Genomic DNA, 14,927 nt, shown 5'->3' with positions numbered 1-14,927 from the left:
GCTCAGGAGGCCCGGCGGGCCCGGGCCAGCCGCACCGTCCGCAGGGAGAGGTCGCGCCGCACGCGCGCGAGTTCCCGTTCCTGCATCCGCACGGCCGCGTAGGCGAGCGCCACGACGAGGGCCGGCGTGGCGGCGAAGGCGAGGAGCGCGGTGGCCATCATGGCAGAAGCCCGTTGAGGAGACGCCTCGCCAGGCAATGTAGGAGGATCGCCGCCGCGAGCCAACCGAGAACCCCGAGCCCGAGCACCGCGAGGCTCAGCGAGGTCTGCAGGCCGCTGACATTGTAGAGCCAGCCCGCCGCGGGCGTGGCGACGCCGACCGTGAAGCAGGCCGTGGAGGCCCGGTCGATGTTGCCGGCGAGGAGCCGGACCCGCTCGTTGACGCGCTGCTTCTCGGCGAAGAGCGGGTCCGCCGGGGCAGGATCGGGGTCGGCGGGCGTCACGCCTCGGCGGCGCCCGCCGCAGGCTCGGGCCGCCGCGCCGCCTCAGGCGCCCGCACCCGCGCGCCGCCTACGCGCCCAGCGCGAGCGCCCGCGGCGCCCGCGCCGCGGCGGCCCGGCGCCGGGGGGGCGGGGCGAGGCGCACGAGGTCGGCCAGCGGCACGAAGCCCTCCGTCTCCGGCGCGGGCAGCCGCGTGCCGAAGCCGAGCGCGAAGGAGAGGGTGAGCTTCGAATCGGGCGCGATGCCGAAGGCCTGCAGGGCGGCCAGGAACGCCTCGCGGAAGCTGCGCACGCCGCACCACGCCTTCTCGGAGAGGTGCAGCGGCCAGTCCCAGTAGCCGTCCGGGCGCTTGGCGCCGAGGCTCCCGCGGGCGATGAAGTAGCCGGTGGCGCGGTGCTCCAGCCCGTCCTCCGACAGGATCCAGTCCCGGTTCTCGAACAGCACCGCGTCGTCGAGGCCGGTCGCCGCCGAGGTTGCCGTCAAGGTCGCCGCCATGATCACAGGCCTCCCGGTCCCGGTGCGGGCCCGTGCCGCGTGGCGCCGGCGCCCGATTCATGGAACAGATAAGGAACACTGGTCCGATTTGCGGCACAGGTCAATGGCTCTCGGCGAACAATCCCGGAACGGCGTCGGGGCGGACTTTCCCCCTGGCGCCCGGGCCCGCCCGATGCCACCTCTGTCCCGCACGCGACGGGGAGGAGCATGGAGCGCAGCCGGACGAGCCAGGAGACCGAGGCCCTCAGGCGGTTGGAGGCCCTGCGCCCGGCCTACGAGCGCCTGCGGGCGGACCGCATCCGGGCGGAGGGCGACGTCGAGCGCCTGAGCGCGGAGCTGGAGGCCGCCCGCGCCCAGGCCCGGGAGGAGCTCGGCACCGACGACGAGGCGGCGATCCGGGCGATGATCGAGGAGGTCCGGGCCGAGAATGCCCGCCGGGTCGAGGCCTTCGCGCAGGCGCTGCGCGCCGTGCAGGCCGAGCTCGACGGCCTCTCCGAGGCGCGCTGATGAGCCCTGCGGAGGCCGCGGCCGCCCTCGACCGGCTCGGCCGCGCGCTCGCGCGCGCCGAGGCGCGCCGGGCCGCCCTGACCGGGGAGCGCGACGGGCTGGTCCGGGCGGTCGCGGCCGCCAAGGGCCGGCTGGAGCGGCGCGACGCGGTCGATCTCTGCCTGCGAGAGCTGCAGCAGGAGACCCACCAGCGCAGCCTCGCCCGCATCGAGACCCTGCTCTCGGCCGTGGTGCAGGAGGTGCTGCCGGGGGAGAAGCCGGTCTCCCTCGACCTCACCACGGAGCGCGGCCTGCCCGCCCTCGACATCGGCCTGCTGCGGCCGGACGGCGGCCGCGAGGACGTGCTGGAGGACAATGGCGGGGCCATGACCAACGTGGTCGGGATGGGCCTGCGGCTGATCGCGGTGGTCAAGGCGGGTTTGGGGCGCTTCATCGCCCTCGACGAGGCCGATTGCTGGATCGCGCCGGCGCGGGTGCCGGCCTTCTACCGGGTGCTGGAGGACGGGGCGGCGCGGCTGTCCCTGCAATGCCTCGCCATCTCGCACCACGACGTCACGGGCTTTCCGCCCGGCACGCGGGTGAGCCGCATCGGTGGCGACCCGGCGCGCGGCGTGCTGATCGACGGCCCGGCCGAGGAATGCGCCGCCGCCTGGGAGCCCGACGCGCCGGGCTTCCGCCACATCCGCCTGACCGACGTGCAGGGCTTCGCCGACGCGGTCCTGCCCCTCGCGCCGGGCGTCAACGCGCTGGTGGGGCCGAACAACCGCGGCAAGTCGACGGTGATCCGGGCCCTGCGCGCGGTCTTCTACGGCGAGGCCCGCGACGGGCTGGTGCGGGCCGGCAAGCCCGCCTGCCGGATCGAGATCGGGGTGGCGGGGGGCCGGATCCTGCGCTTCGCGCGCCAGGTTCGGCGCTCGCCCGTCAACCTGTGGTCGCTGCACGAGCCGGACGGATCCCTGGTCCGCCAGGACGGGGCGACGCTGGAGACCGGCGGCCGGGACGTGCCGGACTGGGTCGACCGGCTCTTCGGCATCACCCGGGTCGAGGAGCTGGAGGTCCACGTCGCGCACCAGAAATTCCCGGTCTTCCTCCTCGGCGAGAAGGCGCCCAAGCGCTCCGCCGTGCTCTCGCTCGGCCGGGAGGCCGGCTACATCCGCGCCATGCAGGACCTCCAGCGCGAGCGCGTGGCGGAGGACCAGCGCGCCGTGCGCGAGGGCGAGCGGCGCCTCGCTCTCCTGGCCGAGCTCCTCGCCCCCCTGGCCGGACTCGAGGCGGCGGCCGCCTCCCTCGCGGCCCTGCGCGAGGAGGCCGGGCGCCTCGCCGAGGGCGAGCGGCGCCTCGCCGGAATCGAGGCCGGGCTGAGCGCCCTGGCGCGGCTGCGCGCCGCCCGGGACGCGGCCTCGGGCCGGGCCCGGGCGCTCGCGGCCCTGCCGGGCCCGGAGGTCCCGGCCGACCTCGCCCGCGGGCTCGCCGAGGCGCGCCACCGGGAGGGCGTGGGGGAGCGTCTCCTCGGCCTGTCCCGGGACCTCGCCCGCGCGCGGGCCCAGCTGGCGGCCCTGGCGGGCCTGCCGGCGGCGCCGGTGCCGCGGGCGAGCGCCGCCGCCGAGGCCCACGCCGCCGCCCTGGCGCGCCTCGCCGCCGACCTCGCCCGGGCGCGCGCCCGGGCGGCGGCGCTCGCGGCCCTGCCCGAGGCGGCGCCGGCCCTCGCCGCGCCGGAGGCGGCCCTGCGCGGCGCCCGGCGCCTCGCGGAGCTCGGCCGGCAGCTCGCCGCGGCGCGGGGGCGGACGGCCGAGGCGCGGGCGGGCCTCGCCGCGATCGAGGCCGAGACCGCGGCGCTGCTCGCCGCGACCGGCGGGCGCTGCCCGGCCTGCGGCGGCACAGCCGCCCCGGAGAGCCTGCTCGACGGGCACCGCCACGCGGGGGCGGCCGCGTGATCCTGGCCGGCGAGCGCCTCGACGCCCCGCCCGTGCCCTGCGCGGGCCTGCTCCTGATCGGCGATCCCCACGTGGCCTCGCGGCGGCCGGGCCGGCGCAAGGACCCGGACTGGCCCGCCCCCGTCCTCGCCAAGCTCGACCATTGCGTGGCCCTGGCCAATGCCCGCGACCTCGCGCCGGTGCTGCTCGGCGACCTGTTCGAGCACCCGGTCGAGCCCGACGAGAGCCTCAAGGCGCGCCTCATCCGCACCCTGAAGGGGTTCCGCCACCGGCCGCTCGCCAATGTCGGCAACCACGACATCCGCCACACCCGCCTGTCGGACGGGGACAGCCTCGCCGTGCTGGCGGTGAGCGACGTCCTCGACGCGGCGGCGGAATCCGGGCCGGCCGCGCATTACGCCCTGCCGGGGCTGCGGCTCGGGGTCGGGGCGACGCCCTACGGCCAGCCGATCCCGGCGGACGTGCGCGGGCTGATGCCGGAGGCCTCCCGGGTGCTCTGGCTCACCCACCACGACCTCGCCTTCGGGGCGGGCTATCCGGGGGCGGTGCCGCCGCACCCGATCGCCGGCTGCGCGCTCGCCGTGAACGGCCACGTCCACAAGCGCCACCCGCCCGCGCGGCTCGGCGGGACCGTCTGGTTCAACCCCGGCACGATCACCCGGGGCTCGGTCGATCTCCTGACCCATGCGCCCGCGGTGTTCCGGCTCGGCCCGGACCTCGCGCCGGTGGAGGAGGTCCTGCCGCACCGGGCCGAGGTCTTCGACCTCACGGGAAGGCAGGTGGCGCCGGCGCGCGGCGAGGCGGAGCCGGCGGAGAGCGCCTTCGTGTCGCTCCTCTCCGCCGAGAGCGCCACCGACCTCGCGCGCACCGACGACGGGGCGGTGATCCGCGAGGCGATCGAGGCGAAGTTCCTGCGCGACGGCACGCCCGAGCCGGTGCGGGCGGTGATCCGCTCCCTGATGGAGGAGGCGGTGGCGCGGCGGCGGTGAGGGGCGGGCGCCCACCCGTCCGGGAACGGGGGAGCGGGAACGCGCAGGCCGGGCAGCCGGTCTCAGCCTCGCCGTGCGGCGACGCTGAACCGATCGACCGAGAACCGCGTGATGCGGGATCCGGTTGATCGAAGCGGATCCCGGATCACGCGCCCGCGCGGCGCCTGAGCGAAGCCCCAATCCGCCATCCCGAAGGGATCGAGCGGATCGGGCGTGACGCCCCCCGGAGAACCCGGCCGCCCGGGCTCAGCGCGCCGCCCGCTCCGCCGCCATCGCCCGCTCCAGCACGGCGAAGACCTTCGGGTCGGCGCATTGGGCCACGTTGAAGCGCAGGAACGATCCGGCGCTCTGCGACAGGCTGAACACGTTGCCCGGCGCGAGCACCACCCCCTCGGCCAGGGCCCGGCGGGCGATCCCGGCGGCGTCCAGCCCCTCCGGCAGGGACACCCAGAGATAGAGCCCGCCGCGGGGTTCGAGCCAGGGCGTCAGGCCGGCCGCGGCGAGCCGGCGGCGCGTCGCGCCCATCGCGTCGGCGAGGCGGGCGCGCAGACCGTCGAGGGCGCGGCGGTAGCTGCCATCCGCCAGGAAGCGGTGCACGAGGCCGGCCGCGAGCCGCCCGCTGCCGAAGCTCGCGGCGAGCTTGAGGTCGACCACCCGGTTGACCCAGTCCGGCCGCATCGCCGCGTAGCCGCAGCGCACCGCCGCCGAGAGCGTCTTCGAGAAGCTGCCGATCGCGATCACGCGGTCGAGCCCGTCGAGGGTGGCGAGCCGGGGCGCCGGATCGGGGTCGAGATCCTCGAACAGCGCGTCCTCGACCACCAGCACGTCGTGCGCCTCGGCGAGCCGCAGCAGCCGATGGGCGATCCCGGCGCTCATCGTCGCGCCGGTCGGGTTCTGGAAGGCCGAGTTGGTCACGTAGAGGCGGGGGCGATGCGCCCGCAGGGCCGCCGCGAAGGCGTCGAGGTCGGGGCCGGCCGGCGTCCACGGCACCCCGACGAGCCGCGCCCGGTGGGCCTGCAGCAGGGACCGGAAGTTGAAGTAGCAGGGATCGTCCACCAGCACCGGGTCGCCGGGCTCCAGGAGCAGGCGGGCGACGAGGTCGAGGGCCTGCGTGGCCGAATCGGTGAGGACGATCCGCTCGGGGCCGGCCGGGATGCCGCGGTCGTGCAGGCGGCGGGCGAGGGCGCGGCGCAGGGGGGCGTGGCCCAGGGGCTCGTCGTAGGCCAGCAGGTCCGCCGCCTCGCCGCGGGCGAGGCCGCGCAGGGCCCGGCGCAGGGCCTCGTCCGGCAGCCAGGAGGGCGGGAGCCAGCCGCAGCCGGGCATCGGCACCCCGGTCCCCGCCTCCAGGCTCTGGCGGGTCACCCAGAGGGAATCCACCGCCCGGTCGAGGCGCGGGCCGATCTCCGCCAGGGTGAGGGGCCGCGCCGTCCCCGCCACGTAGAAGCCCGAGCCGGGCCGGGCCGCGATGGCGCCCTCCGCCACCAGCCGGTCGTAGGCCTCGACCACCGTCGATTTCGACACCCCCATCTGGGCGGCGAGGCCGCGCACCGAGGGGATGCGCGCGCCGGGGCCCAGGGCGCGGGCCGCGATCCGCGCGCGGATCGCCTCCGCCACCGCCTCGGTCCGGGTCGCGTCCCGCGCCGTCTCCATCCGTACTGGCCTCCGCACCCGGACAGTTCGTCCGGATCGTACCGGTTCCGTCCCTGTCGCGACAGGGCCGTCCACCCGATGGTGGCGCTGATCGGGGGGATGCGATGCGCAGCGAGGTCTTGGCCGCCGGGACGACGATGCCGGAGCGGGAGAGGGCGGACCGGGCCGTGGCCCGCCGGGCCCTGCGCGACGGGCTGATCGGCGTCGTGATCTTCGCCGGCTCCCTGCCGGCGACCCGGGTCGCGGTGGCGGACCTCGACCCCTTCTTCGTGACGGCCTTCCGGGCCGGGGCGGCGGGGCTGACGGCGCTCGGGCTCCTCGCTCTCCTGCGCCAGCCGGCGCCCGGGCGGCGCGACCTCGGCGCGCTCGCCCTGGTGGCGCTCGGCGTGGTGCTCGGCTGGCCGCTCTGCACGGCGCTCGCCCTCCGGACCGTCACGGCCGCGCACGGCACCGTGACGGTCGCCTGCCTGCCGCTCGCCACCGCCCTGTTCGGCGTCTGGCGGGGGAGCGAGCGCCCGCGGCGGGCCTTCTGGCTGTTCTCGGGCCTCGGCAGCGCGATCGTGGCCGGTTTCGCCCTGCGCCAGGGCGGGGGCCGGCTCGGGGCGGGGGATGCGTGGCTGTTCCTCGGGATGGTGCTCTGCGCCCTCGGCTACGCGGAGGGCGCGCGGCTCGCCCGGCGGCTCGGCGGCTGGCAGGTGGTGGCCTGGGCGCTCGTGCTGTCGCTCCCGGTCTCGCTGCCCGCCGCGTGGCTGCTGCGGCCGGGGGGGTGGGCGGGCGTCGGCCTGCCGGCGCTGGCGAGCCTCGCCTACGTGTCGCTGTTCAGCATGCTGATCGGCTTCGTGTTCTGGTACCGGGGCCTCGCCCGGGGCGGCATCGCGGCGGTGGGGCAGGTGCAGTTGCTCCAGCCCTTCTTCAGCCTGATCCTCGCCGGGCTCGTGCTGGGCGAGCCGGTCGACGCGGCCCTGGTCCTCGCCTGCGCCGGCGTCGTCGCCACGGTGGCGGCCGCCAAGCGCTTCGCGTGATACCCCGACCGGGGCGGCCCGGGTGCGGCGGGGCTCAAGGGTCCTTGGCGATCGCCTCGATGTCGCGGTCGACGCCGCTCTCGACCTTGAAGTCCTGGGTGTAGACCTTGCCGTCGTGGCGGGCGATGAGCTGGTACTCGCCCTCCGCCAGGGTCACCTGCGGGAAGGCGCCGATCGCCTCGCGGATCGTGTCGCCGCCCGGGGTGAGCACCGAGAAGGCGGTGCCCGCGAAGGCCTCGGTGCCGGGCGCGGCCACGAGCTTGAGGGTCACGGTCGCGGCCCGGTGGTTGAGGGTCGCGTCGGTGATGCGGCCGTTCTCGACCTTGAGGTCGGCGCGCTGGATGGCGTTGGAATCGCCCCAGGTCGAGACCACGTGGTAGGTGCCCTCCGGCAGCCGGATCAGCTCGCCGGCCTTGACCCCGTCGCGGACCAGCCGCCCCTCCGGGTTGTTGCCGATCGGCACGAAGATCGCGAAGGCGAGCTGGCCCGGCGGGATCCGGGCATCGCCGACCGCGCCGGCGAGGCGCAGCGCCCCGGCATTGACCGTGACCTGGTCCTGCAGCCCGGTCGGCGCCAGGGTGACGCGCTTCGAGGTGCTGACGAAGCCGTAGGTGACGTTGGCGAGGTAGCTGCCCGGCGCCAGCCGGAAGGTCGGCTGGGGCTCGTCCGAACGGGCGAGCAGGGCGGGTTTCCCGGCATCGCCGCGATCCTCGTAGATGCGCCAGGTCAGGCCGCCGCGGATCGGCTTGCCCTCGCTCGTCAGCACGGCGCGCAGGGAGAGCGGCGCCTCCGCGGGGCCCGGCGCGGGGGGCGTCATGGCGGGATTGGCCAGGGGCGGGTTCGCCATGGACGGCGTCGGGCGCCCCGGTTCCTGGGCCGCCGCCGGACCCGCGCCGGCGAGCCCCAGGGCCGCGCCGCCGAGGACGACTCCGCCGAGGACCGCCTTACCGAAGAGCCGTCTCGCCCGCCTCATTCCCGTCCCTCGCCAGCAGGTCGCTCGCCGCCGCCATCAGGTTGCCGACCGAGAGGGGCCGGAACCGGAACTCCACCACGTGGCGCCCCTTGGGCACCTCGACGCCGCGGAACAGCAGGTTGGTGCGCAGGATCGGCCGGCGCACGCCGTCCACCCGCGCCTGCCAGCCCGGATAGTAGAGATCGTGCAGCACCAGCACGGCGTCGCGGTCGGTGTCGACCTCCACCGTGACGAGAGTGCGGCGATAGGCGAGGATCTGCGCGCCGCCGGCGGCGGGCGTCACCTGGGCGGCGGGATCGGCCTGGCCGTAGGATCCCTTGACCTTCGGCAGGCTGTCCTGGTCGATCAGGGCGGTGTCGTTCCCCTCGAATTCCGGCAATTCGTCCTGCGAGAGCACGTCCTCGGACTCGACCGGGACGAGGCGGGTGGCGAGGTAGGCGCGGGGCCGGGCCGGGTCGAGGCGGTAGATCCACATCTGGCCCGAGCCGTAGAGGAGCTTCGCCCCGGTCAGCTGCGGGAAATGCCTGGGCAGGCGCTCGGCCGGGCGGTCGAGGACGAGGTATTCGAGGCCGAGCAGGCTCGCGAGCCGCGAGCGGTAGCCGCGGAACAGGGCCGGGAACTGGCGCAGGTTCGGGTCGGCGGCGTTCTCGCCGGGGCCGACGGCCCGCTCGTAATCGGACAGGCGCAGGGGATTGTAGCCGATCGTGTCCTCGAGCCCGAGCACCATCGAGGCGTTCTGCCACGCCCCGCCCAGCCCCAGGATCTCGACGCGGGGATGGTCGCCCTTGGCGTGGCGGGCGTCGAGCTCGGCCTTGAGGATGGTGAGGCCCTGGAGCTGCTCGGGGGGCAATTGCCGGAACACCGCGTAGCGCTCGGCGGGCTCGGCGTTGAGCGACGAGCCGGCATTGCGCCAGATCAGCTCCGCCCCGGTCACCGCGACGAGGCCCGCGGCCGCGAGCGCCCGCGAGCGCGGCCGGCGCAGGACGAGCACCGCCGCCCCCGCGAGGCCCGCCCCCAGCGCGATGTCCCGCAGGGCGTCAGCGAGGTGCCCGCGCGGCCCCGAGAAGAGCAGGGCGCCGGCGAGCGCGGCGGCCAGGAGCGCGAGTGCGAGGAGCGGCAGCAGGCGGCCCCGGCCGCGCGGCAGGGCGGGCAGGCCGTCGCGCACGTAGCGGTGGACGAGGTAGCCGGCCGTGAGCGCGAGGCCGATATTGACCACGAAGGTCGCGTCGGCGGGCCGGCGGTAGAGGTCGATGCCCGGCACGTGGTCGAACAGCAGGGCGAAGAGCGGGGTGTAGCGCCCCAGCGCGTAGGTCAGCGCGCCGGCCAGCACCAGGACCGGGAAGCGGATCTCGCGGGCGAGGAGCCGCCCGCCCGCCACCCCGTGCCAGAGGATCAGCAGGGCCGGGATGGTGCCGGCGAAGATGTAGTTGATCGCCCGGTCGGTCCAGGTGCCGCCCTCCAGGGACGACCAGTCCGGGCCCCAGTAATCGTAGGTCCAGCGCAGGGACCCGAACACGTCCGCGAACAGGCCGGTGGCGAGGCTCTGGGGCGGCAGCGAGCCCATGGCGGCGACGCCGTAGCCGAAGGAGGGCCGGGTCGAGGTCATCAGGAGCTGCATGGTGAGCAGGGAGGGCACCGCCAGCAGCGCCCCGCCGACGAGCCCCATCGCGGCGAGCAGGGGAAGCCGCGTGCGCAGGAAGGCGAGGGGCGCCGGCGCCTCCAGCACCGCCCAGAGGGCGCGGGCGATCAGCACGGTGCCGCACAGGAAGGCCACCTGGTCCCGCCCGACCGTCATCAGCGCCGCCGCCACCGCGAAGCCGAGGCCGAAGGCGAGGGAGCGCCGGTCCAGCGCCTCCTCAAGCAGCCAGAGGGCGAGGGGGAAGTAGCCGTAGGACAGGATCATGCCCGTGTGCTGCAGCCGCGCCGAGGCCGAACCGCCGAGGACGAAGATCATGGCGGCGGCGACCGCCCCGGCCGGGTGCCAGCCCCGGCGGCGGAACAGCGGCAGCATCGCCACGGCGGCCGGCAGGAGATGGGCGAAGACCACCGCGTCGAACAGCTCCATCGAGGGCGACGGGTCGAGCCACGCGAAGAGCAGCATGGTCGGCGTGAACAGGAGCGATTGCGGGTCCGCCACGGAGGGGTGGCCGGCGAAGTGGTAGGGATTCCACAGCGGCAATTCCCCGTTCGCCAGGGCGGCGCCGAGGTAGCGCAGCATCGGGTAGAAGTGGTTCTTGGAATCCCACGGCACGACCGCGCCGGTGAGCGGCCAGACCGCGGCGGCGGCGGCCCAGAAGATCAGCACGGCGGCGAGCGCGAGGCGGACGTCGCGCGGCGTCCAGGCCTGGTCGCGCGGCGGGGCGGGGAGGCGGCTCATGGTCGGGCTTCCGGCAGGTCGTGTCCCACGGGTGCGGTCGGCGGGCCGCGTGCCCGATCCCCGTGACGGTTTTCGGGCCGGATTGCAAAGCCCGCCGCGCGGCGCCTAAGAGGAGGGGCGGCGCGGCGGCCCGCCTTGCCCCGCCTCGTCTCTGGCTCATCCGCACTGAAGGTCCGATGAACGCGACTCTCGACTTGCTGCGCCGCCGACGCTCGGTCCCTCCCGCGCTCCTCGCCGGCCCGGGCCCGACGCCCGAGGAACTCGCGACGCTCCTCACCATCGCGTCGCGGGTGCCGGACCACGGCAAGCTGGCGCCCTGGCGCTTCCTGGTGATCGAGGGCGAGGGGGCGGCGCGGATCGGCGCGGTGATCGAGGCGGCCTACGCGGCGGACCACCCGGAGGCCGACGCGGCGCGGCGCGCCCTCGAGCGCGACCGGCTCGCCCAGGCGCCGCTCGTGGTCGGGGTGGTGTCGCGGGCCGGCCCCCACGTGAAGATCCCGGACTGGGAGCAGGTGCTGTCGGCGGGGGCGGCGGCGATGAACCTCGTCGTGGCGGCGAACGCGATGGGCTTCGCGACCGCCTGGCTCACCGAGTGGATCGCCTACGACCGGCGGGTGCTCGACGCGCTCGGCCTCGCGCCGCAGGAGCGGATGGCGGGCTTCGTCCATGTCGGCCGCGCCGCCCAGGCGCCCGCGGACCGGCCCCGCCCGGACCTGGCGGCGATCGTCACGCGGGTCTGATCCGGGAGCCGCTTCGATCAAGCGGATCCCGGATCATCCCGACGGCCCAGGATGCGGACGCGCCGGGCCGTCGACCCTCTCGGATCGCCGATGCCGGGCCGAAGGCTCGTCCGCGTCGTCGCACCGGTGACCGCGGCCGCGAATAGTGCTTAGGCTCGGCCCATCCCCGGAGGCCCGCCATGCACTACGACGCCGAGACCCGCCCGCTGCCCCACAACCCGTTCAAGGCCCTCGTCGCGCCGCGGCCGATCGGTTGGATCAGCGCGCTCGACCGCGAGGGGCGGCTCAACCTCTCGCCCTACTCGTTCTTCAACGGGGTCGCGGACAATCCCGAGATGGTGATGTTCTCGTCCTTCGGCCGCAAGGACGCGCTCGCCTTCGCGGAGGAGGGCGGCGAGTTCGTCTGCAGCTTCGCCAGCCTCGCCCTCAAGGACGCCATGAACAGGACCTCGGCGCCCCTGCCGCGGGGCGAGAGCGAGTTCGCCTTCGCGGGGCTCACCCCGGCGCCCTCGCGCAAGGTGCGCCCGCCCCGGGTGGCCGAGGCGCCCGCCGCCATCGAGTGCCGCTGGCTGCAGACCGTCCCGCTCGTGCCCCTGGGCGGCGGCGAGGCCCGCTACTTCATGGTGATCGGGCAGGTCGTCTCGATCTACGTCGACGACCGCTTCGTCACGGAGGCGGGCCGGGTCGATACCGGCGCCATGCAGCCGCTGATGCGGGGCGGCTACTTCGACTACTTCGCGGTCGACGGCCAGAGCCGCTTCGAGATGCGCCGGCCCGAGGGCGGCGGAGACGTGACGCGGCGCTGAGCGGCGGCCCGGCCCGTCCGGTTTCGGGACGCTTCAACCTTCATTTACCATGATCCGAGCATGGTGACCCTTGGAGACGGCACCCGCCCGGGCGGTGCCGCCCCGCCGGGGCGCCATGTTCCTGTTCACCACATCCCCCCCACCATCCCGCGAGGCCCCGCCGGCGCGCGCGGCGGGCGCCGGCCCGGTGGTCGAGGCGATCCGCCAGGGCGCGGAGAAGACCGGCACCGGCTTCGACTACCTCCTCGCCACGGCGCAGCGGGAATCGAGCCTCGACCCGAGCGCCAAGGCCGCGACCTCCTCGGCGAGCGGGCTGTTCCAGTTCATCGAGCAGACCTGGCTCGCGGTGCTCAAGCAGGACGGCCCGTCGCTCGGCCTGTCCTCCTACGCGGAGGCGATCACGCCGCGCCCCCAGGGCGGCTACACGGTGAGCGACCCGGCCGCGCGGCAGACCATCCTCGACCTGCGGCGCGACCCGGACGTGGCCTCCGCCATGGCGGGCGCGCTGACCCGGCGCAACCACGACGCGCTCCTCGCCGAACTCGGCCGCGAGCCGACGCGCGGCGACCTCTACGCCGCCCACCTGCTCGGGCCGCGGGGCGCCGCGACGCTGATCCGGTCGGCCCAGTTCACGCCCGCGCGGGCCGCCGCTGCCGACCTGCCCGAGGCGGCCGCCGCCAACCGTGCCCTGTTCTACGACCGCTCCGGCCGGGCCCGCGGCGCGGCGGAGCTCTACGCGCTGCTCTCCGCGAGCCAGGCCGCCCCCGCGCCCCCCGTGGCCGCCGCGGGTGCGGCCGCCGCGGGCGAGGCTGCCGGGAGCGAGGCCGCCGCCTACGCGCCGGCGCGCGAGACGGGCCTGCGCTCCCTGTTCCAGACCGAGGCGAGGCGCGGCCCGGTCTCGGACGGGGTGGCGCGGCTCTGGCAGGGGCGGGCGGGCGGGGAGCCCGCCGCCCCGAGCTACTTTCCGCGCTCCGACGACGATCCCGCGCCCGCGGCGCCCGCCGGCGCGGCGCCCCGCCCCGACCCCGCCCCGCCCACCCTGTCCGCCGCGCCGCTCCCGCCGGCCCGGCCGCCCGAATTCGCCGCCCGGCCGCCCGCGGCCGCCCGGCCCCTTGTCACGCTCTACCGCACCACCGACCGTCCCTGACGCCGCCACGCCTCCCGGATTGCCCCCGATGATGATCCGCCAGTTCCTGCTCTGGACGCAGCACGAATCCGCCGGCCGGCGGGCCGAGGCCGCCTCGTCCCTGGCGCGGGCCTACCTCTACGCGGACCTCGACCCGGAGGCGCGCTGGGAGGCCAAGACCGCGGTCACGGCGCTCCTCGACGATTCCTCGCCCCTGGTGCGCCGGGCGCTGGCGGAGGCCTTCGCCAACGCCGCCGAGGCGCCCCGGCCGGTGGTGGTGGCCCTGGCGCAGGACGTGCCCGAGATCGCCGCCCTGGTCCTGGCCCGCTCGCCGGTCCTGTCGGATGCCGACCTCGTCGATTGCGCGGCGATCGGCGAGGAGGAGGCCCGCTGCGCCGTCGCGGCGCGTCCGAACCTGTCGCCGATGGTCTGCGGGGCCTTGGCCGAGATCGCCGGGGTGCCGGCCCTGCGCGGCCTCGCGGCCAATCCGGGCGCCGCCATCACCCCCGGCAGCCTGCTGCGCATGGTCGAGCGCCACGGGGAGGACGGGGGCCTGCGCGAGGCGCTGCTCGCCCGGCCGGACCTGCCGCTGGAGGTCCGCCAGGCCGTGACCGCCCGGCTCGCCCAGTCGCTCTCGGACTTCGTGGTCGGCTGCGGCTGGCTCAGCCCGGATCGCGGCGAGCGCGTGGCGCGCGAGGCGCGCGACCGGACCACGCTGGGCCTCGCCGAGGGGGCCGCCCGGGAGGACCTGCGCCGTCTCGTGACCTACCTGCGCCGGAACGGCCAACTCACCGCCGGCCTGGTCCTGCGGGCGATGCTGTCCCGGCGCATGGCCTTCACGGAGGCCGCCCTGGCGGATCTCTCGGGCCTGCCGCCGGCGCGGGTCGCCGGCCTGCTCCTCGACGGGAGCGGCCAGGGCTTCTCCGCCCTCTACCGCCGGGCCGGCCTGCCCGCCTCCCTCGAACCTGCCTTCGCGGCGGCGATGTCGGCGTGGCGCGAGGAGGCGCAGGGCTTCACCGAGGAGAGCGGGCCGGCCCTGTCCCGCCGCATGATCGAGCGCGCGGTGACCGCCTGCGAGCGCCTGCCCTTCGCGGAGAGCCACGCCCTGGTGGCGCTGCTCAACCGCTTCGAGGCCGAGGCGGCGCGCGAGGAGGCCCGGGTTCTCGCCCAGAGCCTCGCCACCGAGGCCGCCGTGGCGGCGGTGCTGGACTCGATCCCGGCCGCCCTCATCGAGAGCTACCGTCAGGACCGCCTGCGCATCGCGGCCTGACCCCGCGGCCGCGCGGCGCGGCCCGCGCGGGCCCGCCGCGGGCCGTCCGGGCCGGCCTCCCGCAGGGTTAGGGCGGCCGGTGCGGCGCCGGGTCTCAGAATCCATCGCCGCGTCCGGCCCGGACGAGCGGACGGACGCGTCGCGCTCCGCCCGGCGCAGGTCAATCCGGACAAGCTGAAGTCAAGACTCGGGCCTGACCCGCCGCGGCGGCATCTCTTCGTGCACCTGATGGACGAGGGTGAGTACCGTCATGGGGCGCGCAAGTTTGCTTCTCTCATCTTCCCTGATTGCGCGGCCGCGGGTCGTCTGCGCGGCGGCGCGCGGCCGGTGAACTCCTCTGGTCGCCGGGTCGGAACAGCTGCGCGAAACCTGTGCCTTGACCGGTTCCAGGGCCAAAAGAACGGGGATGAATTTCTTACAAATTTTGCTGCAACCATAACAGAAACATACAACCTAAGGTTTGTTTTTCTCCGCCCTTTCGCAGGGATCGTCCACAAGAACTACGTATCTGGGGCAGCAATGTTTCGTTCTCCATCTTGCGGGATGGGGCAAACGGAGCGAACACATCTGCTGCGCACTCCCGGGTAGTGCATTCGCA

14 protein-coding genes are annotated in these 14,927 nt (G+C 75.8%); 8 read left to right on the top strand and 6 right to left on the bottom strand.

Features of this window, described 5'->3' with window-relative positions:
• Positions 1 to 2: 2 nt before the first annotated feature.
• From MET2598_RS41685 to MET2598_RS0130925, 3 genes are all read right to left on the bottom strand, one after another.
• Complete coding sequence (locus MET2598_RS41685; protein WP_157182291.1) at positions 3 to 161, bottom strand: hypothetical protein; 159 nt, start codon at positions 159 to 161, stop codon at positions 3 to 5.
• Complete coding sequence (locus MET2598_RS0130930; protein WP_012335929.1) at positions 158 to 442, bottom strand: hypothetical protein; 285 nt, start codon at positions 440 to 442, stop codon at positions 158 to 160. Before MET2598_RS0130930 ends, MET2598_RS41685 begins: the two co-directional genes overlap by 4 nt.
• Before the next feature lie 67 nt (positions 443 to 509).
• The gene (locus MET2598_RS0130925) at positions 510 to 935 is read right to left on the bottom strand and encodes a hypothetical protein (RefSeq protein ID WP_036271078.1); all 426 of its coding nucleotides are present in this window, start codon (positions 933 to 935) and stop codon (positions 510 to 512) included.
• A 207-nt stretch (positions 936 to 1,142) separates the two neighbouring features.
• Between MET2598_RS0130925 and MET2598_RS0130920 the strand changes: the two genes are divergently transcribed.
• From MET2598_RS0130920 to MET2598_RS0130910, 3 genes are read left to right on the top strand one after another with little or no spacing between them, the layout of a single operon-like run.
• Positions 1,143 to 1,442, top strand: a complete 300-nt coding sequence (locus tag MET2598_RS0130920; RefSeq protein ID WP_012335931.1) for a hypothetical protein — start codon at positions 1,143 to 1,145, stop codon at positions 1,440 to 1,442.
• Positions 1,442 to 3,376 (top strand): AAA family ATPase, encoded by a 1,935-nt coding sequence (locus MET2598_RS0130915; protein ID WP_018263490.1) that lies wholly within the window; start codon positions 1,442 to 1,444, stop codon positions 3,374 to 3,376. The genes MET2598_RS0130920 and MET2598_RS0130915 overlap by 1 nt, the downstream gene beginning before the upstream one ends.
• Positions 3,373 to 4,365: a hypothetical protein gene (locus MET2598_RS0130910; protein WP_012335933.1), complete on the top strand. Its 993-nt coding sequence runs from the start codon at positions 3,373 to 3,375 to the stop codon at positions 4,363 to 4,365. The genes MET2598_RS0130915 and MET2598_RS0130910 overlap by 4 nt, the downstream gene beginning before the upstream one ends.
• Before the next feature lie 246 nt (positions 4,366 to 4,611).
• On the opposite strand, the gene MET2598_RS0130905 is transcribed toward MET2598_RS0130910, so the two are convergent.
• Positions 4,612 to 6,015, bottom strand: coding sequence for an aminotransferase-like domain-containing protein (locus tag MET2598_RS0130905; RefSeq protein ID WP_018263489.1), 1,404 nt, complete (start codon positions 6,013 to 6,015; stop codon positions 4,612 to 4,614).
• Between the two features lie 137 nt (positions 6,016 to 6,152).
• Here MET2598_RS0130905 and MET2598_RS0130900 point away from each other — a divergent pair, with 137 nt between their 5' ends.
• Positions 6,153 to 7,037: a DMT family transporter gene (locus MET2598_RS0130900; protein WP_198293078.1), complete on the top strand. Its 885-nt coding sequence runs from the start codon at positions 6,153 to 6,155 to the stop codon at positions 7,035 to 7,037.
• A gap of 34 nt (positions 7,038 to 7,071) precedes the next feature.
• Here MET2598_RS0130900 and MET2598_RS0130895 read toward each other — a convergent pair whose 3' ends face one another.
• Together MET2598_RS0130895 and MET2598_RS0130890 are read right to left on the bottom strand one after the other, a co-directional pair.
• Positions 7,072 to 8,010, bottom strand: coding sequence for a hypothetical protein (locus MET2598_RS0130895; RefSeq protein WP_018263488.1), 939 nt, complete (start codon positions 8,008 to 8,010; stop codon positions 7,072 to 7,074).
• A complete protein-coding gene (locus MET2598_RS0130890) occupies positions 7,982 to 10,387 on the bottom strand; it encodes a YfhO family protein (RefSeq protein WP_018263487.1) in 2,406 nt (801 codons plus the stop codon). Before MET2598_RS0130890 ends, MET2598_RS0130895 begins: the two co-directional genes overlap by 29 nt.
• A 176-nt stretch (positions 10,388 to 10,563) precedes the next feature.
• On the opposite strand from MET2598_RS0130890, the gene MET2598_RS0130885 reads away from it, so the two are divergent.
• The 4 genes from MET2598_RS0130885 to MET2598_RS0130870 all read left to right on the top strand — a co-directional run bounded on the left by MET2598_RS0130885 (position 10,564) and on the right by MET2598_RS0130870 (position 14,329).
• The gene (locus MET2598_RS0130885) at positions 10,564 to 11,127 is read left to right on the top strand and encodes a nitroreductase family protein (protein ID WP_018263486.1); all 564 of its coding nucleotides are present in this window, start codon (positions 10,564 to 10,566) and stop codon (positions 11,125 to 11,127) included.
• A gap of 179 nt (positions 11,128 to 11,306) precedes the next feature.
• Positions 11,307 to 11,933: a flavin reductase family protein gene (locus MET2598_RS0130880; RefSeq protein ID WP_012335939.1), complete on the top strand. Its 627-nt coding sequence runs from the start codon at positions 11,307 to 11,309 to the stop codon at positions 11,931 to 11,933.
• 115 nt (positions 11,934 to 12,048) lie between these two features.
• The gene (locus MET2598_RS0130875) at positions 12,049 to 13,080 is read left to right on the top strand and encodes a lytic transglycosylase (protein WP_036271077.1); all 1,032 of its coding nucleotides are present in this window, start codon (positions 12,049 to 12,051) and stop codon (positions 13,078 to 13,080) included.
• A gap of 28 nt (positions 13,081 to 13,108) precedes the next feature.
• Positions 13,109 to 14,329, top strand: coding sequence for a DUF2336 domain-containing protein (locus tag MET2598_RS0130870; protein WP_012335941.1), 1,221 nt, complete (start codon positions 13,109 to 13,111; stop codon positions 14,327 to 14,329).
• Positions 14,330 to 14,927 lie beyond the last annotated feature (598 nt).

This window comes from Methylobacterium sp. WSM2598 (assembly GCF_000379105.1).
In the GTDB taxonomy this organism is placed as follows: Bacteria; Pseudomonadota; Alphaproteobacteria; order Rhizobiales; family Beijerinckiaceae; genus Methylobacterium.
This window is presented reverse-complemented; position numbering and strand designations above follow the sequence as displayed.

Coding starts and splice junctions, on each gene's coding strand:
- MET2598_RS0130875 (WP_036271077.1), top strand. CDS start 12,049: ATGTTCCTGTTCACCACATCCCCCCCACCATCCCGCGAGGCCCCGCCG.
- MET2598_RS0130905 (WP_018263489.1), bottom strand. CDS start 6,015: ATGGAGACGGCGCGGGACGCGACCCGGACCGAGGCGGTGGCGGAGGCG.
- MET2598_RS0130890 (WP_018263487.1), bottom strand. CDS start 10,387: ATGAGCCGCCTCCCCGCCCCGCCGCGCGACCAGGCCTGGACGCCGCGC.
- MET2598_RS0130920 (WP_012335931.1), top strand. CDS start 1,143: ATGGAGCGCAGCCGGACGAGCCAGGAGACCGAGGCCCTCAGGCGGTTG.
- MET2598_RS0130915 (WP_018263490.1), top strand. CDS start 1,442: ATGAGCCCTGCGGAGGCCGCGGCCGCCCTCGACCGGCTCGGCCGCGCG.
- MET2598_RS0130880 (WP_012335939.1), top strand. CDS start 11,307: ATGCACTACGACGCCGAGACCCGCCCGCTGCCCCACAACCCGTTCAAG.
- MET2598_RS41685 (WP_157182291.1), bottom strand. CDS start 161: ATGATGGCCACCGCGCTCCTCGCCTTCGCCGCCACGCCGGCCCTCGTC.
- MET2598_RS0130900 (WP_198293078.1), top strand. CDS start 6,153: ATGCCGGAGCGGGAGAGGGCGGACCGGGCCGTGGCCCGCCGGGCCCTG.
- MET2598_RS0130895 (WP_018263488.1), bottom strand. CDS start 8,010: ATGAGGCGGGCGAGACGGCTCTTCGGTAAGGCGGTCCTCGGCGGAGTC.
- MET2598_RS0130870 (WP_012335941.1), top strand. CDS start 13,109: ATGATGATCCGCCAGTTCCTGCTCTGGACGCAGCACGAATCCGCCGGC.
- MET2598_RS0130885 (WP_018263486.1), top strand. CDS start 10,564: ATGAACGCGACTCTCGACTTGCTGCGCCGCCGACGCTCGGTCCCTCCC.
- MET2598_RS0130925 (WP_036271078.1), bottom strand. CDS start 935: ATGGCGGCGACCTTGACGGCAACCTCGGCGGCGACCGGCCTCGACGAC.